The following is a 23,830-nucleotide window of genomic DNA, read 5'->3' as shown; positions in this document are numbered from 1 at the left end:
GTGATCCACCCGGCGCACAGGGCGTCCACGGTGCCCGGCAGGCGGCGCCGCAGCTCCACCGCGACATGGACCCGGTGATCACTGGTCCGATCAGCCAGGCCCAACTCCAGGGCGACCTCGGCGTAGGCCGAACGCTCGGCGAAGTCCAACTCCTGGGACTGCTCCCAGCTCTGCGGGTCCACCCAGGCGGGGCATTCCGCGCGGTGCCGGTCCAGGGAGTCGCTAACCCATTGGGCCATGGCCAGGACCTGCTCGCCCTGGACCATCGCGATCTGCCGCTCCAGTACCCCGATGCGGGCCAGCACGTCGGTGCCGTCGGTGACCGCGCCGGTCCCGGTGATCTCGCCCGCGGTGGCCGCGAACCAGTCCAGGGCCTCCTCGACCGACATGAGTCGGTTCGAACTGGTGTTCGACACGAGACTATTCTCGCCCGGTTTTCCCATCTCTGCAAGGGAAATCAGAGATTCCCCGGACCTGTTTTCCGGTGGCCTGGGCGGGTCTCGAGCGGTGCGTGCGTCGTGGTTGCCCGCCGTTACGGAACCCGGATTCAGCGCGCCGGCCCTTGCCTCCGGACCCAGTCGGACCCCGTGACGGCCCGCGCCGCGCGCTGGATCCGGATCGAAACTGCCCGTGGCCACGCGCCGTAGCTGGTTGCCGCGGTCCGGGGTGCCGGACTTGGGACCCGGTGACCGACGTTCAACGGACCTGCACAGTGGTTACGGTCCGTACCAGGTCCCTCCTAATAGGCCGTCTGAACCGCAACCACCTCCAGGCGTCAACCGGCCGCTTCGACCTCTGCGGCCGAAGCGTGCCCGCGCGTTTCTGAGGCCTCGTCAGGACGCGGGGTGGGCAGCCGCCCGCCGATGTGGGTCAGGGTCACCGGGATCCCGTTGAGGACGGCGGTGCCGCTGAGCGCGTCGACCAGCAACTCGTCGGACAGCAGGTTGCTGTTCACCCCGGCATTGGCGCCGGCGACCCGCAGCCTTACATCGGGGGCGTCGTGTCCCCAGCCGTGCGGGATGCTGACCACACCGGGGCTGATCCCGTCGCTGATCTCCACCGGCAACAGCACCTGGCCCACCCGGCCGGCGACCCGGGCGATCTCGCCGGCGACCAGACCGAACCGGTCGGCGTCGACGGGATGCACCAGGACCGTGCACCGCGGGCCGCCTTTCATCAGCGCGGGCACGTTGTGCAACCAGGAATTGTTGCTGCGCATGTGCCGGCGGCCGACCAGCAGCATCGGCGGATCCTGCGCACCGGCGTGCAGTTGCGCCCGCAGTCGCGCGACGTCGGACAGGATCAGGGCCGGCGCCAGTTCCACGCATCCGCTCGGTGTGCGTAGCGCTTCGGGCAGCCGCGGCTGCAACGCGCCGAGGTCGATCCCGTGCGGGTTGGCCAGCAGGTCGTCGAGACTCAGGCCGTAGGGACCGGTCCGCAGCATCAGATCGACGGTGCGGGCCGGTCCGCGCCGCCCGGTGGCCTCGACCGAAGCCACCACCTCGGCGGGGGCGTGGCGGGCCAGTGCGGCGTAGGTCTTGTCGTCGAGCACCGCCGGGTCGGCGTCCGGCCCGCGGCCCTCGGCGATCAGGGCGAGCTTGGCCAAGATCGCCCATTCCTCGGGCTGCCCCTCGGCGCACGGCAGCACCGCTGCCGACCAGTTCGCCACGTTGCGCAACGCGAACGGGTACAGGAACACGTCGTAGTGCTCCTTCTCCAGCGCCGAGGGCACCGGGAGGATCACGTCGGCATGTCGCGTGGTCTCGTTCAGGTAGACGTCCACGGACACCAGGAACTCCAGGCCGGCCAGGGCGGCATCGAGTCGTTCGGCGTTCGGCGTGGACACGACCGGGTTCCCGGCCACGGTAAGCAGCGCGCGGATCTGCCCGGCGCCGGGGGTGTCGATCTCCTCGGCCAACGCCGCAACCGGCAGCTCGCCGAAGGACTCGGGCAGGCCGCGCACCCGGGTGTGCCGATTGTGCACGGCAACTCCGGGACCCCGGCCCGGCTCGCCGCGAGTGTTGGGCGAACCCAGGGCCGGCTTGCTGAACATCACCCCACCGGGTGAGTCCAGGTTGCCGGTGATGGTGTTCAGGACGTCGACCAACCAGCTGGCCAAGGTGCCGAAAGCCTGCGCGGTCGTGCCAATTCGACCGTAGACCGCTGCGGCCGGCGCCTGCGCCAGTTGCCGCGTCAGATCCAGGATGGTGTCGGCCGGTATTCCGGTCACCGCCGCGACGGCCTCGGGGGTGAACTCGGCCACCGCGGTGCGGACCTCGTCCAGGCCGACCACGTGCCCGGCCACGGTCCCGAGGTCGACGCGGCCCTCGGCGAACAGCGCATTGGTCATCGCCGCCAGCAGATGCGCGTCAGTGCCGGGCCGGATCGGGATCCAGGCATCGGCAATCTCCGCCGTACGGGTCCGCACCGGGTCGACCACAACGAGCCGACCCCCGCGGGCTCGCAGCGCCTTGAGCCGGCCCGGCCAGTCCGGCGCGGTGGCCAGGCTGCCGTTCGACGTGAGCGGGTTTCCGCCCAGCACCAGAAAAAAATCCGTGCGGTCCACGTCCGGCAACGGGACCGTGGCGTTCGAGCCGAACATCAGCGCCGACGCAAGTTCCTTCGGACGCTGGTCGACGGTCGAGGCCGAGTACAGGTTGGGCGAACCGACCGCTCGGACCAGATGGCGCAGGTAGAGCATCGGACCGAGGTTGTGCGCGGTGGGATTGCCGAAGTACAGGCCGACGGCCTCCCGGCCGTGACGCTCGAAAACCCCGCGCAGCCCCCGATCGACCGCGGCCCAGGCTTCGGCCCAGGAGGTCTCGACCAACTGCCCGTGCGCATCCCGGACCAGCGGTTGGCGCAACCGGTCCGGGTCGTCGTGCAGGTGGCCCAACGTCGAGCCCTTGGGGCAGATGAACCCGCGGCTGAACACGTCCTTGCGGTCGCCCCGGACCCGCACGACTTCCTCGCCGCCGGCGGCCCGCGGCCGCAGCGTGATCTCCAACCCGCAGGTCGCCTCGCACAGCGGACAGGTACGCAGGGCCGTTCGCGTGGCGGTCATGGAGCCATCCTCCCCGCCCGTGTCTCGGTCAGGAAGGCGCCGCGGGCCGGCAGACACACTGCCGCACCAGGCAATCGGCCTGGGTGGCCTCGCACCATCGAGTTGCGACACGGTCGTGATCGGCGCAGAAATGGCCGCACAAACAGCGTTCTCCCTCGACCGGTCTGCCGTGTTTCGGGCCGACCGGCGAGAGTGCGGTCGTCCGCCCGCCGCGGCTGTCACCGGCGGACTCCGGGTCCGCAGGCCGGACGGGCCCGGCGAACGGATCGTCGTGGGGCTCAGTCATCGACCGGCCATGTCATTTCGATCCCGAGCACGTCGGTCTCCTCAGGTCTGGGTGGAGCCGGAATCCGACGGTCCGCGCGATCCTTCGCACGGGCGGATGAGTTTCAGCCGGCCGACTGCTGCCGTCGGGTGGCATGCCCGTGCCCGCCGCTCGATGTCTTGCCGATCGTCGGTGTCCGACACCCTCGGACGGCACGCCTGCGTGTCGCGGTGCGGCGCCGCAGCGAACCCCGAGACGACGACGTCGCTACCGCGCCGGCGCGCCCGCGTGATGTAGCGGCTCAAGAACAGTCGCGCTTCCGGCGAGGAGAAGACAACCCCTGCGACGTCGAGTCGGACCTTGTGGTCCGGGCCGGACACCAGGGCCAGCAGTGCTCTGCGGAACTGCGCGAGTGTGCTCCAGTCGACGACCCCAGTCATCCGGACGGCCGCCGTGGTCCCGACGGTTCCCTTCACGACATTCAGGCTCATGACCCCGACCCCACTTCGAGCGGTCCGCAGCCGGCGGGAGGAGCAGCGCCTCGGCGGACACGCGCGTCTGCGGGCTGCTACGAACGGAAAGCCGGCGATGGATCGGGACCGAGCACGCCGCGGGCCCGTTCGAGGCACAGGAAGAGTGCAGATAGATCGCGAGGCGGGTCTGACCCGCGCAGTGGCGCGATGCTGTACTTCTTGCGAGCGTAATCCGGCACAGCCGGAAAAGCCACAGCAACGCATCCGTCGCACGGTGTTCCGAGAAATACCCGCGAAGTTACGAGCCGGCGGGAATTTCCCCCGGTCGCTCAACGCCGAGCGCTGAAGGCGGCGGCGCTGTGCATGGGCGCGGAAAACGTCGCTCCGGAGCCGCTTGGCGCCACGCCGACAAGCGACCGGGACCGGGGCCTGGTGGCTCGTCGAGGTTCGGCGGCGCGATCGACACGCTCAGCCAGGTCCGGAGCGGGGTCGCGGACCGGCTCGCGCAACGCCCGTTCGCCGGGCGCCAACACCGCGAGCAAGGGATGGTTCAGCGAAGACACCTTGGTGGTCGTCGGCTTGATGCCCGCGGCGCGGGTCAATGCGTCGACCTCACGCATCTGATCGGTCGTCACAATCGTGATGACGCAGCCACTGTTTCCGGCCCGAGCAGTTCGCCCGGACCGGTGCAGGTACGCCTTGTGATCGGCCGGCGGATCGGCGTGGATCACCAGGCGGACGTCGTCCACGTGGATCCCGCGGGCTGCGATGTCGGTTGCCACCAGCACTGCGGCTTTCCCGGCGTGGAAGGCGGCGAGGTTCCGCGTGCGGACGCTCTGCCCCAGGTTGCCGTGCAACTGCACCGCCTTCACCCCGTGGCCGGCGAGCAGTTGGGCAAGCGTCGCGGCGCCGCGCTTGGTCCGGGTGAAAACGACGCTGCGACCGGGGGCTCGGATCAAGTCGAGCATGACGGGCAAGCGGTCGGCACGGGCTACGTGCAGGACGTGGTGATCCATCGTTGCGACCGGCGATGCGCCGGAATCCGCCTCGTGCACGGCCGGGTCGGACAGGAACGTGCGGACCAGTCCGTCGACCGCTCGATCCAGCGTGGCGGAGAACAGCATCCGCTGTCCGCCGGCCGGAGTCGCTGCCAGCAGGCGACGCACCGCCGGAAGGAAGCCGAGGTCGGCCATGTGGTCGGCCTCGTCGAGGACCGTGATCTCGACGGCGTCCAGCGAACAGTGCCCCTGCGCGATCAGGTCCTCGAGCCTGCCCGGGCAGGCCACGACGATGTCGACGCCGCGGCGGATAGCGCTGACCTGCGGGTTCTGCCCCACGCCACCGAAGACGGTCCGTGAGGTGAGTCCGGCCGCGGCGGCCAGCGGCACGAGGACGGCGTCGATCTGACCGGCCAATTCGCGGGTCGGGGCCAGGATCAGGGCCCGGGGAGCACCGCCTCGGGACCGCGCACCGCCGCGGAGCCGCGCCACCACCGGAAGCAGGAACGCCAGCGTCTTGCCTGAGCCGGTCCGGCCGCGGCCCAGGACGTCTCGTCCGGCCAAGGCGTCGGGCAGGGTCGCGAGTTGGATCGGTGTGGGATGGTGAATGTTCTGGGCGGTCAGAACGGCGGCCAGGCGTGCGGGAACGCCCAGATCTGTGAATGTGGACAAGTGGAAGTCTTCAATCTCTACGGGTCTCCAGCCATCGGCCCGGCCCCGGTCGGGGCCAGCCAATTACACACGGAGCACTCTTCAGCGCTGCGACGTGCGGACAGTTCGCGGCAGGAGTCAGCGAGCTGTACAAAAGCAGTCTACCGCGGATTCGAACTCCCGGTGCACAGGACCGGAATCGGGCGGCCGCAGAGGTCGGCCGGGTGCCTGTTCAGGAGCAACGCGCAGATCTAAACCAGCTCCGGGGGCGCGCCGGACCGCAATCAGGTCCAGAGTAGTGTCATGAAACCAGGAAATCGACCCGTGCATCGACGCCCTCCCGGAAGTCCGTTCCGCGAACCTGAGCCGCCGCCGACTGTGGTGTACGAGGTCAACGACCTGGTGACGCACGACCGCTACGGCGTTGGCACCGTCACGTCCGTCACCGGGACGTCCGAGGTGATCGTCAACTTCGGTTCGGAGCTACGGCGGATCGCCTTGCCGAACGTCAAGCTGCAGGGCCTTTGAGTCCAGGCCGTCGGCCAGGGCGTGGCCCTCCGATCGCAGCTACCACGGGCTTGCAGTCGCCTACTCCGCGGAGTCAGGCGTCGCGGCGGTCGGATCGTCCCCGCCCGACGCCTCCTCCGGCGGCACCTCGACCCGGGCGACGTGCTGAGGCCTGCGGTGCCCGGGACGGAAGAAACTCATCGACCCACCACCATTCAGTTCCGCCATTCAGTTCCGCCATTCAGTTCCGCGATTGCCCGATCTCGCGCAGGGCGCGTTCGACCAGCACGAACTTCTGGACCTTGCCGGTGGATGTCATCGGCAGTTCGTCGACCTTCGCGAACAGCACCACTGCCGGGACCTTGAACCGCGCCAGCCGGGCCGCGCAGTGCGCCGTCAAATCCTCGCCGTCCAGCGCGCCGGGGTCGTTCGGGACGACCCAGGCGCAACCCACCTCGCCCATCCGCTCGTGCGGGATCCCGACGACGTGGGCCGCGGCGACGGCCGGGTGCTCCAGCAGCACTGCCTCGACCTCGCTGGGCAGCACAAGCTCACCACCACAGCGGTAGGACTCCTTCTGACGGCCGGTCAGGCACAGGTACCCGTCGGCGTCGATGCTGCCCAGGTCCCCGGTGCGCAGCCAGCCTTCGGGGTCGATGAGCTCCGCCGTCTCGGCAGGCTTGTCGTAGTAACCCCGACTGACGATCGGGCCGCGCACGATCAACGCACCGATCTCACCCGCAGGGACGTCGTTCCCGGCCGCGTCGACCGCCCGGTACACCGCGAGCACGCCACCCAGCGTCGGATCCCCGGCGATCCCGGCCGGCTTCTGACAACCCAGCGTGCCCTGCGCGGCCTCGAGCGGGTCACCGGGCTGCAGGCAGGTGGTGGAGGCGGTGGTCTCGGTCTGGCCGTAGGCGGTGAACACGTTCTGCGCACCGAAGGCCTCCCGCAACGCCGCGAACATCCCCGGCGGATGGGTCGCGCCCGAGGAGAACACGGCCCGCACGCTCGACAGGTCGTAGCTGTTGGCCCGCGCCTCCTCCAGCATCGGGCCGGTCATCGCGGGGACGCCCATCAGTTCGTCGATCCGGTGGGCCTGCACGGCGCCGAGCATGTCGGGCGCGGTGAAGACCACCCGCGGACAGATCGCACCGGCGACGAACGGCACGGCCATCGTCGCCTCGACGTAGCCGAACACGTGGTAGATCGGCATCGCGAAACAGATCCGATGACCGTCGTCGAATGCTCGGGTGTAGGCGCTGGCGTAGGCGGTGCGCAGCACCGCGTCGTGCACCAGCATGGCGCCTTTCGGCGCCCCGGTCGTACCCGAGGTGTAGAGCAGGTCGCTGACCGATTGCGGGTCCACCGAGCGGGTCCGCTCGAGCACCTCGGCGTCCGCGATCGACCGTCCTGCCTCGACCAGATCGGCCAAGGTGCGACCGCGCGGCCGGTCGGCCTGGCCGGTGGGGTGGACGAAAACCGCCCGCAGATCGGGCAGGCCGGACTGCCGGCCGTCCTCCCAGCCGGGTGCCAGGCCGTCGAGGGCGGCCAGGTAGTCCAGGTCGCGGAAGCGGTCCATGGTGATGAGCAGCTTGGCCCGGGACTGGCGCAACACGTAGCCGAGTTCCTGCTCCCGCAGCAGGAAGTTGATCGAGACGCTGACCGCACCCAACCTGCCGGTGGCGTACTTGAGCGCGACGGTCGCCGGGAAGTTCGCCAGGTCGACCGCGACGTGGTCGCCCGGGCCGATGCCTTGAGCGGCCAGGCCTGCGGCCAGCCGGATCGACTCCGCGGCGATGTCCCCGTAGGTCCAGACTCGCCCGTCGGTGATCACGTACGGACGCTCGGGGTGCGCGGCGGCCACCACGTCCAGGAACTGTGGGATCGACCGGGGCACCCAGGTGCGCCAGCGGCCCTCCAACGCCTCTCGGCGCGCGGCTGCCGCGGCCACGACGGCAGGATCCCGCTGGAGGCTCATCCGGACGTCGCCTCCGCAAGGCGTTCGCCGGTCAACGCCCCGATTTCCTCTGGTCCGTAGCCAACCTCGGCCAGGACCTCCGCGGTGTGCTCCCCCAGGGCCGGCGGCTGCCGCAGTGGTGCGGTGCGGTCGGTGTCGATGGGCAACCGCAGTTGCTGCAGTCCGGGGATGCGACCGGGTTCGGCGGCGGCGACCATCGCGCGTTCGGTGGTCAACGGGTCGGCCAGGGCTGCCCCGAGGTCGTGCACCGGCCCGGCAGGCACCCCGGCAGCCCACAACCGGTCCAACCACTCGTCGGCTCCCCGCTCGCGCAGCCGGGCACCGAGCAGACCCGCCAACTCCTCCCGATGCGCCAACCGGTCGGCCAGGTCGACGAACCGCGGATCGACGGCGAGGTCGGACAGGTCCAGCACCTCGCACAGCCGCCGGTAGATGCGGTCCGTCGAGGTGGCGATCATGATCGGGCGGTCCGCGGTCTGGAACACCTGGTAGGGCGCCGCGCTGGGCGCAGCCGACCCCAGCCGACCCGGGAAGCTGCCGGTGCCCAGGTAACCCATGATCTGATGGCACATCAGGAACAGGCCGCTGTCCAGCAGCGTGGCCTCCAGCCGTTGCGGCCCGGGTTCGGACTCTTTGCGCCGCAACGCCGCCAAAATCGACAGGGCGGCCCACATCCCGGTGGTGGTGTCCACGATCGACGGCGCAGCGCGGCACGGCCCGCCGTCGGGCTCCCCGGTCATCTCCAGGATCCCGGCGAACGCCTGCACCAACGCGTCGTACCCGGCCCGGTCGTGCCCGATCGGGCCGGTCCCGAACGCGTTGATCGCGCAGTGCACCACCGAGTCGTTCTGCGCGGCGAACGCCGCAAAGTCCAACCCCAACCGCTGCGCAACCCCGGGGCGGAACGACTCGAGCACCACGTCGCACTCCCGGCCGATCCGCAGGACCGCGGCGCGCCCCTCGGGCGAGGCGATGTCCAGGGCCACGCTCCGCTTGTTCCGGTTGAATCCCAGAAACACGGTGCTCTCCCCGGCCCAGCGCGGCGGCAGCCCACGGGTCGCCTCCCCGGTCCCCGGCCGTTCCACCTTGATCACGTCCGCACCGAGGTCGGCGAGGACCATCGCGGCCAAGGGCCCGGCGATGTTCTCGCTCAGGTCCAGTACCCGCAGATCCGCGCAGGTGGTCGAGAACCCCACCAAGAACCTCCTACGAACGAACGTTGGTTCGGTATTGATTCGGAGCCTACCCCCTATCTGACTATGGGAAAATGGGTCGAACCGATGCATCATTGCCTTGGTTACCTAACACTCGTTCGGGACCTGGAACACCGGGGGCGACCGATGACCGAGATCCACGTGGCCGGGGCCGCGATGACCCAGTTCGGCCGAGCGAGCCAGTCGTTGTCGGACCTGTGTGTGGCCGCCGTCCGCGACGCGTTGGCCGACGCGGGCATCTCGCCGGCAGCGGTCGGGGCGGTCTTCTTCGGCAACTCCGCGGCCGGACTGCTGCAGGGCCAGGAGATGATCCGGGGTCAGGTGTATCTGCGGGACACCGGCCTGCTCGGCGCCGCGATCATCAACGTCGAGAACGCCTGCGCAGCGTCGTCCTCGGCGTTCTCGTTGGCCTGCACGGCGGTTGCGGCCGGCCAAGTTGATGTCGCGCTGGCCGTCGGGGCGGAGAAGATGGCGGTCCCGGACAAGGTCCGCGCATTCGCGGCCCTGGCCGCCGCCACCGACACCGAACGCGACCCGGTGATGCGGGCGCTGGTGTGGGACCTGGCGCTGGGTGGATCGGCCGAGCCGAGCCCGCCGGCCAGTTCGCCACTGATGGAGCACTACGCAGCCAAAGGCCGGCAGTACCTGGACCGCGCGGGCGCGGGTGTCGAGGACCTGGCTCGGGTCGTGGTGAAGAGTCGGCTCTACGGCTCGCTGAACCCGCGGGCCCACTTCCGCCAGGCCGTCGGCCTGGACGAGGTCCTTGCCGCCCGGGTGATCAGCCCGCCGCTGCTGCTGCCGATGTGCGCACCGATCTCCGACGGCGCCGCCGCCTTGGTCGTGATGAGCCCCCGCGCCGCGCGAGCCGCGGGCCGGGCCGGCGTGACGGTGCGGGCGTGCACGATCGTGTCCAACGACCCCACCTCGGCGGTGTCCCCGACCCGGCGAGCGGCGACTGCGGCCTACGAACGGGCGGGGCTGGGCCCGGCGGACATCGACGTGCTCGAGGTGCACGACGCGGCGGCGCCCGCGGAGTTGATCCTCCTGGAAGAACTGGACCTCACCCCGCCGGGCACTGCGGTGAAGCTGCTGCGCGACGGCACCACCGGGCCAGGCGGCGCGTTGCCGGTCAACACCGGCGGTGGCCTGCTCTCCCGCGGACACCCGATCGGAGCGACCGGGGCCGCCCAGTTGGTGGAGCTCGTCGACCAGCTACGTGGGCGGGCCGGTGCCCGCCAGGTCCCCGGCGCCCGCGTCGGGCTGGCCCAGAATGGGGGTGGGGTCTTCGCCGGCGACGAGGCGACCGTGACCGTCACGATCCTGGCGGCGCAGCAATGAGGAAAGTGCCGGTGGAGCAGACGAATGACCGACCGGTCACAATGGGTACCCTCAGTAAGCGGAATGGGGGGCCGATGGCGGCACCACGCAGCACTCGCGCCTCGAGTTCGAGTCGTCGACCGGTCGTTCCGGACGTCATCGTCGAGGAGGCCATCCACCTCTTCGCCGAGCACGGGTACCCGGTCGTCGGCATGCGCGACCTGAGCAAGGCGGTCGGTATCCAGTCCGGCAGTCTCTACTCGCACATCGACAGCAAGGAAACAGTTCTGCTGCTGATCGTCGAGCAGGGAATCAACCGCTACATCGACGCGCTCTCGGCCGCGGCCACCCCGGATCTGCCCCCGGACATCCGGCTGCGGCTGGCGATCCGGGCACACATGAGTGTCGTCGCCACCAGCCCGGAGCAGACCAAGGTCACTTTCCAGCAGTGGCATTACCTCGGGCCGGACAACCGAGCCCGGGTCGTCGAGCTGCGGCAGCGCTACGAGGACATCTTCCTCAACATCGCCCAGGACGGCATCCGGGACGGCGTGTTCCGGAAGGTGCCGCACATCAAGGCAACGCTGCTCACGCTGATCGGCGGACTGACCTTCGCGGCCGAGTGGTATTCCTCCTCGAAGTCCGACAGCCCCGAGCAGATGGCCGACGCGATCGCCGACGCATTGCTCAACGGGCTGATGACGCCCGCCGAGGGCGCTAACGCAAGCGGTGCTCGACGCCGACGTTGAACCGGGGCGGCCGACGCTCGAGGAACGCCGTGACTGCCTCCAGCAGGTCCGGCTGGTGGTGCAGCGCCGCAGTCACCTGGTAGCTGGTGTTCATCGCGGTGGGAAAGTCGACCTGCCACGAGGCACGCAGCGCCTGCTTGGTCGCCTCCAACGCCCGCCACGGCTTGTCGGCGATCTTCGCCGCCAGGGCGAGGGCGGTCGGGATCAGCTCGTCCGGCTCGACCACCCGGGAGACCAGGCCGAGTTCGAGGGCACGCGCGGCGTCGACGACGTCACCGGTCAGCGCCAGTTCCGCGGCCACCCCGGACCCGACAAGTTTGGGCAGCAGCCACGTCCCGCCGTTGCCCGGCGCGAGGCCCATGTTGATGTAGGTCTCGCCGAGCTTGGCCGCGGTGCTGGCGATACGTAGGTCGCAGGCCAGCGCGAAGTCCAGCCCGCCCGCGGTGGCGCCGCCGTTGATGGCGGCGAGGAACACCAGCCGGGACGCCACGATGCGTTGGGTGAGCGGGTAGAGCGCGCGAGCGTTGAACGGTTCGTTGCTCGCCGGAAATTCGTCGATCAGGTACTCGCGCATCGCGACCAGGTCCGCTCCGGCCGAGAACTGCCTGCCGGCCCCGGTGAGCACGACGACCCGGACGTCCGGGTCGGGCTCCCACTCGTCGAGCACCGCGAACAGGTCACGCACGAGTTCGACGACCACGCCGTTCCCGCGGTCGGGCCGGTTCAGCGTCACCAACGCGACGCCCGGGGCGGGCCGCTCGTAGTAGAGCGTCTCGAGGTCGACCCGTTTGTCGTTCACGATGCGCTGCCACCCGCGATCGCCCGGTCCGTGGCCCAGTAGCGGGCGCGGACCTCGCGGCGCAGGACCTTGCCGTAGGCGCTGGTCGGCAGTTCCTGTACCAGGTCCACGTTCTTCGGCTTCTTGTATCCGGCCATGAACCCGGAGCAGTAGTCGATGAGTTCCTTGGCACTGGGGGCGGTGCCTGGCTCCGGGACGACGACGGCGTGCACAGCCTCACCCCAGTACTCGTCCGGGATTCCGATCACGCAGACGCCCGCGACATCCGGGTGCGTGATGAGCACCTCCTCCACCTCCCGCGGATACACGTTGTTGCCGCCGGAGATGATCATGTCCTTGGTGCGGTCGAGCAGGAACAGGTAGCCCCCCTCGTCGAACCGCCCCACATCGCCGGTGTGCAGCCAGCCGCCGCGCAGGGTCTCCGCGGTGGCCTCGGGATCGTTCCAGTAGCCGGCCATCACGATGTCGCCCCGGACCACGATCTCGCCGGAGACACCGGGCCGGCACTCGACATCGTTCTCGTCGAAGATCTTGACCTCGACGTCGGTGCGGGTGAACCCGCACGAGGCGAGCCGCGGATCGTCGTTCTTCACCATGTCCAGGTGCTCCTCGCGCGGGAGCACGGTCGCCGTGATCGGGCACTCGCCTTGCCCGAAGATCTGCACGAACACCGGCCCGAAGGTCTCGACGGCCTTCTTCAGGTGCTCGACATAGATCGGTGCACCGCCGTAGCAGACGGCCTGCCACGAGCTCAGGTCGTACTTGCCCGGCTCGAACTCCTCCAGGCACTTCACGATCTGGGTCGGCGCCATGAACGCGATGTGGGTGACACCGAGACGCTCGATATCGCGAAACGTCGAGTCCGGCGAGAAGCTCGATGAGTCCGAGATCGCGTTGTTCGCGCCGCGGGCCACCGCCGGCAGCGCGACGATGCCGGACCCGTGCGAGAGCGGCGCAACGTGCAGCAGCACATCGGATTGGGTGATGTTGTAGCAGTCGGCCAGGTAGTTCATCACGCAGACGCGGACCACCCGGTGGGTCCAGGTGGCGCCTTTCGGCTTGCCGGTGGTGCCGGAGGTGTAGAACAACCAGCACGGGTCGGTCTCGGCGATGTCGACCGGCGCAGCCAGCCGATTCCGACTTCCGGTCAGTTCGGTCCAGCCCGCCACCGAGGCCGAGCAGTCCACTCCGAAGCGCAATTCGACACCGGCGAAATCGCCCCAGTGCTCGTCGAGCGGAGTCTCGAACTCCGCGGTGTGGATCAGCGCCCGCGCCCCGGAGTTCTGCACCAGGTAGGCCATCTCCCGTGGGTGCAGCCGCGCGTTCATCGGCACCACGACCAGGCCGGCGGCGAAGCAGCCGAAGATCACCTCGAGCACCTCGGGCCGGTTGGACATCGCGAACGCGACCCGGTCGCCCTTCCTCAACCCACGCGCCAGCAGTTCGCCGCCCAGCGCGAGTGAGTGGTCCGCGAACTGGGCGTAGGTGGTGATCCGGTCGCCGTACTGCAGCGCCGGTCGGTCCGGGAATCGGACCGCGGACTTGGACAGGAACGTCGCGACATTCATGCGCTCATCCCAAGGCTGCGCTGAACCAGGCGGCCGGGCGCTCCGCGACCTCCGCTGCGTCTGCCGGGACGAAGTTCACCCGCTGCTCGCAGACGTAGTGATCCCAGGTACCGTCCGAGCCGGGATGCATCCGGCACATCAGTTGCGGGCCCTCGTCGAGCTTGACGATGCCGATGCAGTAGGGCGCCTCGACGTCGAACGAACTCGGCGGGCCGTAGCGCAGGATCGTGAAGGTCGCCAGCGTGCCGGCCCCGCTGACCTGGTGCCATCCGAGATTGCCGCTGAAGCAGGTCGGGCAGCGGTACTTCGGGTACATGATCAGCGCGGAGCAGTCGAGGCATCTCTGAACGATCAGCTTGCCCTCGGCCAGCGCCGCACCGAACGGGCCGGTGAGCTCCTCGGCGTTCTGGATGTATCCGCCATCTCGCAGGACGTTCGTGACGCTCATCGCGTGACCCTCTCCAGCATCATGATCTGCGCGTCCATGTACGAGCCGCCGGTCCCGCCGACGATGCAGCGCTGCGCGTTCGGCACCTGACGATCCGGCCCGGCGCGGTGCAGCAGCTGCCGGACGCCCTCGATCAGCAGCGCGGTTCCGCCGCCGACGCCGGTGTGCCCGGCCGAGAGCAGGCCACCGTTGGTGTTCAGCGGGAACTGCCCGCCCGGGGAGAACCGGCCCTTGTGGAACTCGCGCGCCGCCTCACCCTCGGGCGAGATCGCCAAGCCCTCCAGGGCGATCGCGAGCACCGCGGCGTAGGAGTCGTAGACCTCGCCGAGGTCGGCGTCCTCGGGGCCCCAACTCGCGGCCTGGTACGCCTCCTCCGCCGCCTTCACCCAGCCCAGCACGCCCAGGTCGGCATCCTGCCCGGCGGAGTAGTGCGAGACACAACCGCCCGAGCCGCCGATGCGGACCCAGGCGTCGTGTTTCCTCGCCGCCTCGGTGGCACTGGTCATGACGAACGCGCCTGCACCGTCGGCCAGGAACGGGCACTCGAACGCGTGGATCGGATCGGAGATCATCTTCGAGTTGACGATCTTCTCCACCGTCAGCTTCTTCTCGTAGTACATCGCGTTCGGGTTCAGGTTCGCCCAGTCCCGCAGTGCGACGCAGATCGCCGCCATCTCCGCCGCGCTGGAGCCGGACCGGTGCATGTACCGCTGGGTGATCAGCCCGCCGATCGCGTTGAACTGCAGGCCGGTCGGCGCCTCCCACTCCTTCGGGATGCCGTTGACCGAAAGCATGTCGATCATCGCCTGCAGGTCGGCCGAGCCCCACCTCTCCGAGTAAACGACCAGCACATTGCGGGCCTGTCCGGACGCGATCAGCCCGGCCGCCATCCGGGTCGCGTTGTCGCTGGTCGACCCGCCGGAGTGGACCATGACCGAACTCTTCACCCGGCCGTGCAGGCCGAGTTCCTCGGCGACCCGGCTGAAGATCAGGTCGGCCTGGTCCGGGATGCCGTGCAGACATGGGATCAGCACGATCTGGTCGATGTCGGTGTGCGCGAGCCGCGCGTCCTGGATCGCCCGGGCCGAGGCCTCGACGATCTGCGCCATGAAGCCGCGTTCCCGGTAGACCCCAGAGGGGATCTCACCGATGCCGATGAAGGCGGCATCGTTGGCGCTGCCCGGCTCGGGGTACGGCGGGGTCCACACGTCAGTCATCTGCGCCCTCCAACGGCGTGCGACGACGAGCCAGCATGATCCAGTGGAAGTTCATGACCGACTCGTCCTTCTGGTTGATCACGTCGTAGTCGACGTGCAGGACCCCGTACTTGGGGCTCTTGTGCGGTTCGACCTGCGAGACGGTGGCCCGCACCCGCAGCGTGTCGCCGTCCCGGACCGGGGCCAACGCCCGAAGCGTCCGGCACTCGATCAGGGCCTCGATGCACGTGCCGTACCAGCCGCTGGATCCGACCAGTCCGACCGCGATGCAGAACGTCAACGGCCCGTGCGCGATCCGGCCGCCGAAGCGGGTACCGGAGGCGTACATCTCGTCGACGTGCAGCGGGTACTGATCCCCCGTCAGACCGGCGAACAGATTGATGTCCGCCTGGTCCAAGGTCCGGCCGTTGGTGAGGATCGCCTGGCCCACCTCGAAGTCCTCGAAGGCGCGCTGCTGCGGTGACCAGTCGCTCATCGGTCGCTCAGACCCATGTGCCGGGCGATGACGGTCTTCTGGATCTCGTTGGCGCCGCCGCCGACCATGCCGTGCTTGGCCTCGCGGAAGTAGCGCTCCATGTCGTACTCCGGCAACTGGGCGTAGCCGCCGTAAGCCTGCATGCCGTTGAACGCGATCCGATAGGCCGTCTCCACGGCGAAGACCTTCGCCATGGAGACCTCCATCGAGGCCTTCTCGCCGCGCGCCAGTTTCGTGGCCGCGTTGAACACCAGCAGTCGCGCGGCGGTCAACGCGGTCTCGTCCTCCGCCATCCGGTGCTTGATGACCTGCAGCGAGGACAGCGGCCGGCCGAACTGATGCCGGTCCTTGGTGTAGGCGATCGTGTCGTCCAGCGCGGTACGCGCGTTGCCCACGTAGGAGGCAGCCAGGCCCATGCGCTCGTAGTCCAGGTGGGTGCCGATGTAGTTCCAGCCCTTGCCGATCTCACCGATGACGTTCTCCGCCGGCACGCGGACGTCGGTCAGGAAGATCTCGGTGGTCCCCAGACTGCGCCGGACCAGGGTCGGCATCTTGCGGATGTCCAGGCCGGGCGCGGTGTTCGGCATCGAGAACAGGCTCAGCCCGCCGTGGCGTTCGGCCCCGGTCCGGGCCAGCATCACGATCCAGGCGCCCGGCAGATGTGCACCCGAGCACCAGGTCTTATTGCCGTTGAGGACCCAGTCGGTGCCCTCCGGAACGGCCCGGGTGCACACTGCCGCCGCGTCCGAGCCGGCCTGCGGTTCGCTGATCGAGATGCTGAACCGGCGTTCGCCCTTGAGGAACATCGGCACATGCTCGGCCTGCTGCTGCGGCGAACCGTGGACCACGAAATTGTTGACGGTGAACATCGAGGTCATCAGGCAGGCCGCGGTGTCCAGGCTGTACTTGGCCATCGCCTCGCAGAAGATCGCGTACATGACCGGGTCGGCCGCGCTGCCGCCGAGCTCCTCGGGAAGCAGCAGCCCGAGCCAGCCGTTGTCGGCGACCTTGCGGTAGAGCTCGTCAGGGAACGACCGGTTCTCGTCGTGCTCACGGGTGTACTCCCGACCCACCTCCCGCTCCATGAACCGGTGCAGCATGTCCTTCCACGCCAGCTGCTCCTCGGTGTGCCGGAAATCCACCGCGCGCTCCTCGGGAAACCGGGTCGGACGAAGATTTCAAATCCGACCTAACAATCGTTCGTTAGCGCAGTGTATGCTCCCCCCCACGGATCAGCGCAAGGAGAGGAAGCTCCGCGATGACGCGAATCGCTCCACGCTTCGAGGAGTACCGCGACCGGTACAAGACGATCCGGCTGGAACGCAGCGACGGGATCCTCGAGATGACTGTGCACACCGACGGCGGGCCGCTGGTGTGGACCTCGACGGCGCACGACGAACAGGCTTACTGCTTCAACGACATCGCCAACGACCCGGACAACAAGGTCGTGATCCTGACCGGTGCCGGGGACGCCTACTGCCCCGGCATCGACTTCGGCTCGTTCAGCCTGGGCACCCCGCACGACTGGGCCGAGATCATCTACGAAGGACAGCGCCTGCTGAACTGCATGCTGGCGATCCAGGTGCCGGTGATCTCGGCGATCAACGGACCGACGCTGGTGCATCCCGAGGTGCCGGTGCTCGCCGACATCGTGCTGGCGGCGGAGCATGCGACGTTCAGCGACTCCCCGCACTTCGCCTCGGGCATCGTGCCCGGCGACGGCGCGCACATCGTCTGGACCCACCTGCTCGGGCCGAACCGCGGCCGCTACTTCCTGCTCACCGGGCAGGAGATGTCCGCCGCCCAGGCCGAGGTCCACGGAGTGGTCGCCGAGGTCCTGCCGGCCGACCAGCTGCTGCCCCGGGCCCGCGAGCTCGCCGCGATGATCGCGGCGAAGCCGGCCCTGGCCCGGCGCTACGCACGCGCCACCCTGACCCGCGAGTGGAAGCGACTCATGGACGCCCACCTCGGCTACGGCCTGGCACACGAGGCACTGGCCGCGTTGGACCTTGCGCACGAACGCTGAACCAACGGGGCCGTCGAGGAGCGGTAGGAGGCGACTGCCGTGCCGAGACCGGGACGGCCGGCTGCGCGAGCGATCCTGACGACCCGCGTGGCGGAGGTCGCCGCACAGGTTTCGGCGCTGCTGGACCGTCCGCCCGGTCCCGACCTGGGTGAGCCCAACGTGCTGGCCGGTGCGCTGGCCACGTTGTGCGACTCGATCCATGTGCAACTTCAGGAGACTGCGCCGCGCGCCGGCGCTCACGTTGCCGAGGACTGCGCCACTCTGGTCGAGTTGACTGCGCTGCTCGAACGCGTTCGCGCACACGTGACCGCTGCCCGTTTCGACGCCCTGGAACGGATCCATCTGGGCCTCGGGCGACTGCGCTGCCTGCCCGACACGGGCCGGCTACTACCCGAAGCGACGCGAGAGCTCGCGCGCTGCTGTGAATTCGACCGGGTCGTGCTGGCTCGGGTGCGAGAGACCGCATGGCGCGCCGAGGCCGTCTGGGTCGTGCCGGACAAGGTCCCGGAAGCCCGGCCGGCCGGTTTCGCCGACCGCGACACCGAATGGGTCCCGTTCGACTCGGGAGTCCTGGAAACCCACCTGCTGCGCCGGCGGCTGCCCGTCCTGGTCCATCCGGACGAGCACCGCAGTCGCCTCACCTGGTGTCCTGCCAACAGCTACGTCGCGGCCCCGATCTGCGCGGACCGGCGGGTGATCGGGTTCCTGCAGGCCGACTGTCTGGACCGCGAGCTCACGGATCTGGATCGGGACAACATAGCCAGCTTCGCCGAGGGATTCGCGCTGGTCTTCGAACGTGCCGCGCTGCTGGAACGGATCGAACGGCAGCGCGTGCGGGTGCACGAGGCATTCGCCGCCACCGAGGGACAACTGGCCGGATTGACCGACGCCGGGACCGTGCTCATCCGTCGGGACCAGGAATCTGTAGCAGTTGTCCGAACGGCGGCGGGACTTCGCCGGATCACGATCTCGCCGGTCGATGCACTGTTCACCACGCGAGAGCGGCAGGTCCTCGAACTGATGGTGCAGGGCTCCCGCAACCGCCGGATCGCCGAGCAGTTGGTGGTCGCGGAGGAGACCGTGAAATCTCACGTGCGTTCGATCTCCCGCAAGCTCCGGGCCTCGGGCAGAGCCGACGCCGTGGCGCGGTACCTGCGCATGTGCATCCAAGAGGATTCCTGATGGAGGTAACCGCCCCCTTCCCGCCGAGCACCTCCGTCCCGCGCTGGCGAAGCTCCGGGGCCGAGCTGACGCGCCGGACGCAGCGGTTGGTCGAAGGATGCGGGGCGCTGCACCTCCCCGCACCGGACGAGTCCGATCCACGAGCCCTCGTGAGTGCCGTACAGGTCGCCTGTCTGGACGAAATTCGCAAGGCCGATTCGGCTCCGCCGCGGCGTGTCGAACTGGTGAGCCTGCTCCGCGAGGCGACACGTCTGGCGGATGCCTACTCGATGCGTTCGATGATCGCGTCGACGATCCGGCTTGCAGACTGCGACCGCGGTCTGGCCCGGTTGCGGGAGATCACCACAACGGCGGGACTGATCGACGGCGTGTGCGACGAGTTGATCCGTTCGCTGGGATTCACTCGCACGATGCTCAGCCGCGTGGAGGTGGGCCTGTGGCGGCCCTGGCGCGGCAATGCCGCGATGATGCGCGAGTCCTGGGTGGCCGACTGGATCGACAACACGATCCCGCTGGACGATCTCACCCTGGAGACCCGCCTGCTCACCGAACGGCGGCCGGCCCTGATCCTGGACACCACGGTCCCGGGCATCGCCTCGATGGTCCATGCAGCCGGCGTCCGCTCCTATGTGGCGGCACCGATCATGCCCGGTGGGCAGGTCGTGGGGTTCTTCCACGCCGATCACGGCGTGGGCGGCCGCACCTGTGACGAGAGCGACCGGGACATCTTGTGGACCTTCGCCGAAGGCTTCGGCCACCTCTACGAACGGACCACCCTGCTCGAACAACTGCGGGGTCGCGCCGAACAGGTCCGGCGCAGCGTCTCGACACTCACCGCGGCACTGGACCAGCTCGCCGATACCCAGACCGCCCTGGCACGTGACACCCACAGCGAGGTTGGACGTACGGAGCCGATCCGGTTGAACGCCCGACTGAGCCGGCTGACGCCGCGGGAGCTGGAAGTGCTCGAGTTGGTCGTCGCCGGCGCTCGTAACGAGGAGATCGCGCATCGGCTGGCGATACAGGTCGGCACGGTCAAATCCCATGTCCAGAAGATCCTCTCCAAATTAGGAGTCCTGAACCGATCGCAGGCCATCGCGCTGTGCCTCGGGCTGGAGACGACCGCGCCGCACCGGGCCTGAGAGGTACGACCTCTCATACCTTCGAGGTAGGGATTTCCACTTTTTGCGTCACGAACAATCGATCGTTCGCTGCCAGACTTGGCGCCATGCAATGTCCGATCCGAATCCGGGCATCCGCCGTCCAACGGGAGCGCACGTGAGCGTTGTCAACGATCTGGAATCGCGGCCCACGGCAGTGAGCATCGAACACCTCGTGCCCGCGCAGGCCTACCAGGATCTCAGCCCCGCGCAGCGGGAAGCGCAAAGCATGAACCGGATCGGCCAGTTGGCTTGCGCCGCCATGGGCCCGGTAATGCTCATCCTGTTCGTGATCGGAGCGGTTTGGCTTGCCGGTTACTGGCCCCCGCAGAAGCTACCGGGAGCCAACGCGGTCCAGGTGCTCGACTGGTACGCCAAGCACAACACCAGGCTGAAGGTCGGGCTGGTGTTCATGACGTGCGCGTACGCGGTGATGTGCTTCTACGGTGTGGTGATGGCGGTGCAGACCCGCCGCAAGGAGGGCGCATACCCGGTCTGGACGTATCTGCAGCTGACCTGTATGGCCTGCGGCACCGCACAAATCGTGATCATGGGTGCCGCGTGGGCGGCGGCTGCCTTCCGCGCCGCCGGCTGCTCCAGCAGGAATCCATGCCATCTGGTGCGCGGCTCGGCGGAATTTCTTGCCTACGCCCATGACGTCCAGATGATGCACGACTTCGGCTGGATGATCCTGCTGGGCACCTGGATGCCGTTCACCATCTGGAACATCGCACTCGGGATGGCGATCCTCCTCGACAAGACCGACACCCCGGTGTTTCCGCGGTGGTCCGGCTATCTCTCCCTCCTGTCCGGGGTTTCCTACGCCCTGGGGTCGGGGTGCTGGTTCTTCTTCGAGGGAGCGATGGGCTGGAACGGCCTGTTGGCGCTCTACTACGTATTCGCGATCTTCGGCTTCTGGGTCCTCTACTTCGCCTGGGCCAGCTACAAGAACGTCCAACGGGGATACGTCCACCAGCAGGACATCCTCACTGCCTAGGGTCGGAAAGCCGCGGTGACAGACACAATCAGTGATTCGCTCGGCGGTCTGTTGGGCAGCACCGTCCAACAGGCCCCGAGCGGGTCCGGGGACCGGTCGGGCGCGGACCGGCAGCGCAAGCCGCTTCGTGGCCGGATCCCCGGCGAGCTCGGAATTTGGATCTTCATCTTCGGCGACATGACGGCGTTCGCCCTCATGTTCATCGTGTTCGAGAGCGCTCGCATGGACGAGCCGAAGGTCTTCGAAGCGTCCCGGCGCACCATGCACCTGCCCTTCGGCGCGGTCAACACCCTCCTGCTTCTGCTCGGCTCGCTGCTGGTCGTCCGCGGGCTTCGTGCGGTTCGCACGGGCGAGGAACGCGCTCCCCTTCTGTTCGGGTTGTGCTGGCTGTGCGGGCTGATCTTCGTCGTCGACAAAATCATCGAGTACACGTGGGTGGCGAACGACGGCCACAGCGTGAGCGACAACCTGTTCTACGGCTACTACTTCCTGTTCACGGCTGCCCACTTGCTGCACCTCTTGCTCGCCATGCTCGGGATGGCCGTCGTGGTGCGCATCTCCCGGCGGCCCGTGCACACCGCCAAGGATCTGCGCCACATCGAGGTCTTCGGCGCGTACTGGCACCTGGTGGATCTGCTGTGGGTCATCCTCTTCCCGCTCATCTATCTGATGCGGGTCTGAGCAATCGAAGGGTCGCCGAACCGTGACGGTGGACGCGCTGCAGCAGGATCTCGCGCTCGTCGAGCGCAACGTCAGGCATGCGGGACGACCGGTGCTCGTCGTGTGGGCCGTACTGACGGCGGCGACCCTGATCTCGTGGTGGCTGGGCGACGGTCACGGTGCTACCGCCGTCGCCGGCGTGCTGGTCATCGTCACCGGCTTCGCCAAGGTTGCCCTGATCGGCGATCACTTCATGGAATTGCGCTCGGCACCACCACAATTGCGCTTCGCCTTCTTCGGCTGGTGCACCTTGGTACCCGGAATCCTGCTCGGCATCTACCTGGTACGGCGGTGAAAGGGCACACGTGACTACCTACGTCTTCACCGAATCCTGGGAACGCGAGCGGGAACGGCTCAACTCGCTGGAGCGCGCATTCGACGTGGCCACCCGGGAGCACCTGCTCCGCCTCGGCGTCCCGCTCGGCGCGCACTGCCTGGAGGTCGGCGCCGGCGGGGGGAGCATCGTCTGCTGGATGGCCGACCAAGCCGGACCAGGCGGACGGGTGGTCGCGACCGACCTCGACCTGACCTGGCTGCACCGGCTTGGGCGAGACGACTTCGAAGTGCGGCAACACGACATCGGCACCGAGGATCTGGAACCCGCGGCCTTCGACGTGATCCACACTCGGGCGGTTCTGCAGCATGTCCCCGGCCGCGACGCGGCGCTGGCCCGACTGGTCGGTGCGTTGCGCCCGGGAGGCGTGCTGCTGGTGGAGGACGTCGATCTGGATGCAGGCGCCGTCTACGCGCGCGAGGCCGACCTGCCGTTGACCCGTAGGGTTATCACCGCCGTGCGGGACGTGGTGCGGGCGGCCGGTGCCGACACCGGCTGGGCGACCGGGCTGCCGGCGATGCTGCACGATGCCGGGCTGACCGAGGTCGGCGCGACCTTGACCAATCCCTACATGTGGGGCGGCGACGAACGCGGCGACGTGATTCGGATAACCGTCGAGCGAGTGCGCCCGCAGATCGCCGAACTCGGTCTGCTGAGCGCCGTCGAGGTCGAGGAATTCCTGGATCGCACTCGGGAGCCCGGCTTCCATTGGGCCTGCCTCCCGATGATCTCGGCCTGGGGTCGCAAGCCGCGCTGACTCTCCGCGTGGGTTCAGGTCACGGTTACCGGTACGCCGAGCGCGTGCAGTTGGCGTCGGCACTCGGCCTCGCCGAGGAACAGCAGGCCGTGGATGCCGACCGCCGTCGCCGCCTCGACGTTCTCCGGGAAGTCGTCCACGAAGGCGACCTGATGGGGGCTCAGGTCCAGGCGGGTGAGCATTTCGCGGTAGATCGCCACCTCCGGCTTGCGCAGCCCGACCACGTACGAGGAGCAGTTCAGGTCGATCACACCGGCCGGGAACAGCTCGGACAGCCAGGCGTGGCGTTCGGCGAACACGTTGGACAGCAGCGCGGTCCGCAAGCCCGCGGCCTTTATCTGCGTGACCAGATCGATCATGCCGGCGCTCACCTGACCGCCCATGAGCGTCCACATCATCTTGTCGAGCCGTTGCGCAGGTACCGCGACCCCCTGCTCGGCGCGTATCTGCGCAATGGCGTCGATGCAGAAGTCCGCGAAGGACAGCTCCCCGATCTCGCACTTCGCGAACAGCGAGCCACCTCGGAACAGGTCCATCGTGGTTCCCGGACGCAGGTCGTACTCCGCATCGATCCGGTCGAACTCGCCCAACGGCGTCGGCATCAGCACTCCGCCGACGTCGAAGACCACCGCCTCGATCGAGCCCGCCGACCCGGACGGTGGAAGGTTCACCGTCTGCGAGCTACGGCCAGGGTGAACAGGGCCGGGACGCCGAGGACGCCCGCCGCGGCCGGGGTCTGTTTGGTGGACTTCGCCAGTCCGCCCATCGTCGCCGCCGAACGACTGAGGCCGGTGGCCACGGCCGCGCTGTTCGGCGCGTTGACCGAGGAGACCTCGACCCGGCCGAGGATGTAGCCGATCGTGTACTTGGAGGTGGTCGGTGAGGTGAAGGTGCTGGTGACCTTCAGGCCGCCCAGGACGTAGCGGGT

Annotated in this window: 24 protein-coding genes; 10 read left to right on the top strand and 14 right to left on the bottom strand. The window is 68.7% G+C overall.

Features of this window, described 5'->3' with window-relative positions; all coding sequences use genetic code 11:
- The 4 genes from VHU88_11750 to VHU88_11735 all read right to left on the bottom strand — a co-directional run.
- The coding region (locus tag VHU88_11750; protein HEX3612349.1) for a hypothetical protein at positions 1–416 on the bottom strand (416 nt) is incomplete at its 3' end.
- Positions 417–775: 359 nt separating this feature from the next.
- Positions 776–3,064 carry a molybdopterin-dependent oxidoreductase gene (locus tag VHU88_11745; GenBank protein ID HEX3612348.1) on the bottom strand — a complete coding sequence of 763 codons (2,289 nt, stop codon included), beginning with the start codon at positions 3,062–3,064 and terminating at the stop codon, positions 776–778.
- A gap of 327 nt (positions 3,065–3,391) precedes the next feature.
- Positions 3,392–3,820 carry a hypothetical protein gene (locus tag VHU88_11740; protein ID HEX3612347.1) on the bottom strand — a complete coding sequence of 143 codons (429 nt, stop codon included), beginning with the start codon at positions 3,818–3,820 and terminating at the stop codon, positions 3,392–3,394.
- 311 nt (positions 3,821–4,131) lie between these two features.
- Positions 4,132–5,472: a DEAD/DEAH box helicase gene (locus tag VHU88_11735; GenBank protein ID HEX3612346.1), complete on the bottom strand. Its 1,341-nt coding sequence runs from the start codon at positions 5,470–5,472 to the stop codon at positions 4,132–4,134.
- Positions 5,473–5,775: 303 nt separating this feature from the next.
- Between VHU88_11735 and VHU88_11730 the strand changes: the two genes are divergently transcribed.
- Entirely contained in the window at positions 5,776–5,979 is a 204-nt protein-coding gene (locus tag VHU88_11730; GenBank protein HEX3612345.1) for a hypothetical protein, read from the top strand.
- Between the two features lie 220 nt (positions 5,980–6,199).
- Here the strand turns inward: VHU88_11730 and VHU88_11725 are convergent, their stop codons facing one another.
- Positions 6,200–7,939 carry an AMP-binding protein gene (locus VHU88_11725; protein HEX3612344.1) on the bottom strand — a complete coding sequence of 580 codons (1,740 nt, stop codon included), beginning with the start codon at positions 7,937–7,939 and terminating at the stop codon, positions 6,200–6,202.
- On the bottom strand, positions 7,936–9,135 hold the full coding sequence (locus VHU88_11720; GenBank protein ID HEX3612343.1) for a CoA transferase: 1,200 nt from the start codon (positions 9,133–9,135) through the stop codon (positions 7,936–7,938). The genes VHU88_11725 and VHU88_11720 overlap by 4 nt, the downstream gene beginning before the upstream one ends.
- A 144-nt stretch (positions 9,136–9,279) precedes the next feature.
- Between VHU88_11720 and VHU88_11715 the strand changes: the two genes are divergently transcribed.
- Entirely contained in the window at positions 9,280–10,491 is a 1,212-nt protein-coding gene (locus VHU88_11715; protein ID HEX3612342.1) for a thiolase family protein, read from the top strand.
- Positions 10,492–10,565: 74 nt separating this feature from the next.
- A complete protein-coding gene (locus VHU88_11710; protein HEX3612341.1) occupies positions 10,566–11,219 on the top strand; it encodes a TetR/AcrR family transcriptional regulator in 654 nt (217 codons plus the stop codon).
- Here VHU88_11710 and VHU88_11705 read toward each other — a convergent pair.
- From VHU88_11705 to VHU88_11680, 6 genes are read right to left on the bottom strand one after another with little or no spacing between them, the layout of a single operon-like run.
- On the bottom strand, positions 11,188–12,018 hold the full coding sequence (locus VHU88_11705) for an enoyl-CoA hydratase-related protein (protein ID HEX3612340.1): 831 nt from the start codon (positions 12,016–12,018) through the stop codon (positions 11,188–11,190). The genes VHU88_11710 and VHU88_11705 overlap by 32 nt on opposite strands.
- Positions 12,015–13,586 carry an AMP-binding protein gene (locus VHU88_11700; protein HEX3612339.1) on the bottom strand — a complete coding sequence of 524 codons (1,572 nt, stop codon included), beginning with the start codon at positions 13,584–13,586 and terminating at the stop codon, positions 12,015–12,017. Before VHU88_11700 ends, VHU88_11705 begins: the two co-directional genes overlap by 4 nt.
- 4 nt (positions 13,587–13,590) lie before the next feature.
- Positions 13,591–14,034: an OB-fold domain-containing protein gene (locus VHU88_11695; GenBank protein ID HEX3612338.1), complete on the bottom strand. Its 444-nt coding sequence runs from the start codon at positions 14,032–14,034 to the stop codon at positions 13,591–13,593.
- On the bottom strand, positions 14,031–15,251 hold the full coding sequence (locus VHU88_11690) for a thiolase family protein (GenBank protein HEX3612337.1): 1,221 nt from the start codon (positions 15,249–15,251) through the stop codon (positions 14,031–14,033). Before VHU88_11690 ends, VHU88_11695 begins: the two co-directional genes overlap by 4 nt.
- Complete coding sequence (locus VHU88_11685) at positions 15,244–15,726, bottom strand: MaoC/PaaZ C-terminal domain-containing protein (GenBank protein ID HEX3612336.1); 483 nt, start codon at positions 15,724–15,726, stop codon at positions 15,244–15,246. The genes VHU88_11690 and VHU88_11685 overlap by 8 nt, the downstream gene beginning before the upstream one ends.
- On the bottom strand, positions 15,723–16,868 hold the full coding sequence (locus tag VHU88_11680) for an acyl-CoA dehydrogenase family protein (protein ID HEX3612335.1): 1,146 nt from the start codon (positions 16,866–16,868) through the stop codon (positions 15,723–15,725). Before VHU88_11680 ends, VHU88_11685 begins: the two co-directional genes overlap by 4 nt.
- 116 nt (positions 16,869–16,984) lie before the next feature.
- Between VHU88_11680 and VHU88_11675 the strand changes: the two genes are divergently transcribed.
- The 7 genes from VHU88_11675 (at position 16,985) to VHU88_11645 (ending at position 22,902) form a co-directional block, all read left to right on the top strand.
- On the top strand, positions 16,985–17,752 hold the full coding sequence (locus VHU88_11675) for an enoyl-CoA hydratase/isomerase family protein (GenBank protein HEX3612334.1): 768 nt from the start codon (positions 16,985–16,987) through the stop codon (positions 17,750–17,752).
- Between the two features lie 87 nt (positions 17,753–17,839).
- Positions 17,840–18,934: a LuxR C-terminal-related transcriptional regulator gene (locus tag VHU88_11670; protein ID HEX3612333.1), complete on the top strand. Its 1,095-nt coding sequence runs from the start codon at positions 17,840–17,842 to the stop codon at positions 18,932–18,934.
- Complete coding sequence (locus VHU88_11665) at positions 18,934–20,076, top strand: LuxR C-terminal-related transcriptional regulator (GenBank protein HEX3612332.1); 1,143 nt, start codon at positions 18,934–18,936, stop codon at positions 20,074–20,076. The genes VHU88_11670 and VHU88_11665 overlap by 1 nt, the downstream gene beginning before the upstream one ends.
- 136 nt (positions 20,077–20,212) lie before the next feature.
- Positions 20,213–21,091, top strand: coding sequence for a hypothetical protein (locus tag VHU88_11660; GenBank protein ID HEX3612331.1), 879 nt, complete (start codon positions 20,213–20,215; stop codon positions 21,089–21,091).
- 15 nt (positions 21,092–21,106) lie between these two features.
- Positions 21,107–21,772 carry a cytochrome c oxidase subunit 3 gene (locus VHU88_11655; GenBank protein HEX3612330.1) on the top strand — a complete coding sequence of 222 codons (666 nt, stop codon included), beginning with the start codon at positions 21,107–21,109 and terminating at the stop codon, positions 21,770–21,772.
- Between the two features lie 22 nt (positions 21,773–21,794).
- Entirely contained in the window at positions 21,795–22,106 is a 312-nt protein-coding gene (locus tag VHU88_11650; GenBank protein HEX3612329.1) for a cytochrome C oxidase subunit IV family protein, read from the top strand.
- A 10-nt stretch (positions 22,107–22,116) separates the two neighbouring features.
- Positions 22,117–22,902: a methyltransferase gene (locus VHU88_11645; GenBank protein ID HEX3612328.1), complete on the top strand. Its 786-nt coding sequence runs from the start codon at positions 22,117–22,119 to the stop codon at positions 22,900–22,902.
- A 14-nt stretch (positions 22,903–22,916) separates the two neighbouring features.
- On the opposite strand, the gene VHU88_11640 is transcribed toward VHU88_11645, so the two are convergent.
- Entirely contained in the window at positions 22,917–23,573 is a 657-nt protein-coding gene (locus tag VHU88_11640) for an HAD family phosphatase (GenBank protein ID HEX3612327.1), read from the bottom strand.
- Positions 23,570–23,830, bottom strand: a 261-nt coding sequence (locus tag VHU88_11635; protein ID HEX3612326.1) for a hypothetical protein, incomplete at its 5' end; no start/stop codon positions are given. The genes VHU88_11640 and VHU88_11635, both read right to left, overlap by 4 nt.

The organism is Sporichthyaceae bacterium (assembly GCA_036269075.1).
Taxonomy (GTDB): domain Bacteria; phylum Actinomycetota; class Actinomycetes; order Sporichthyales; family Sporichthyaceae; genus DASQPJ01.
The sequence above is the reverse complement of the archived record's forward strand: the minus strand, read 5'-3'. Positions and strand labels throughout refer to the sequence as shown.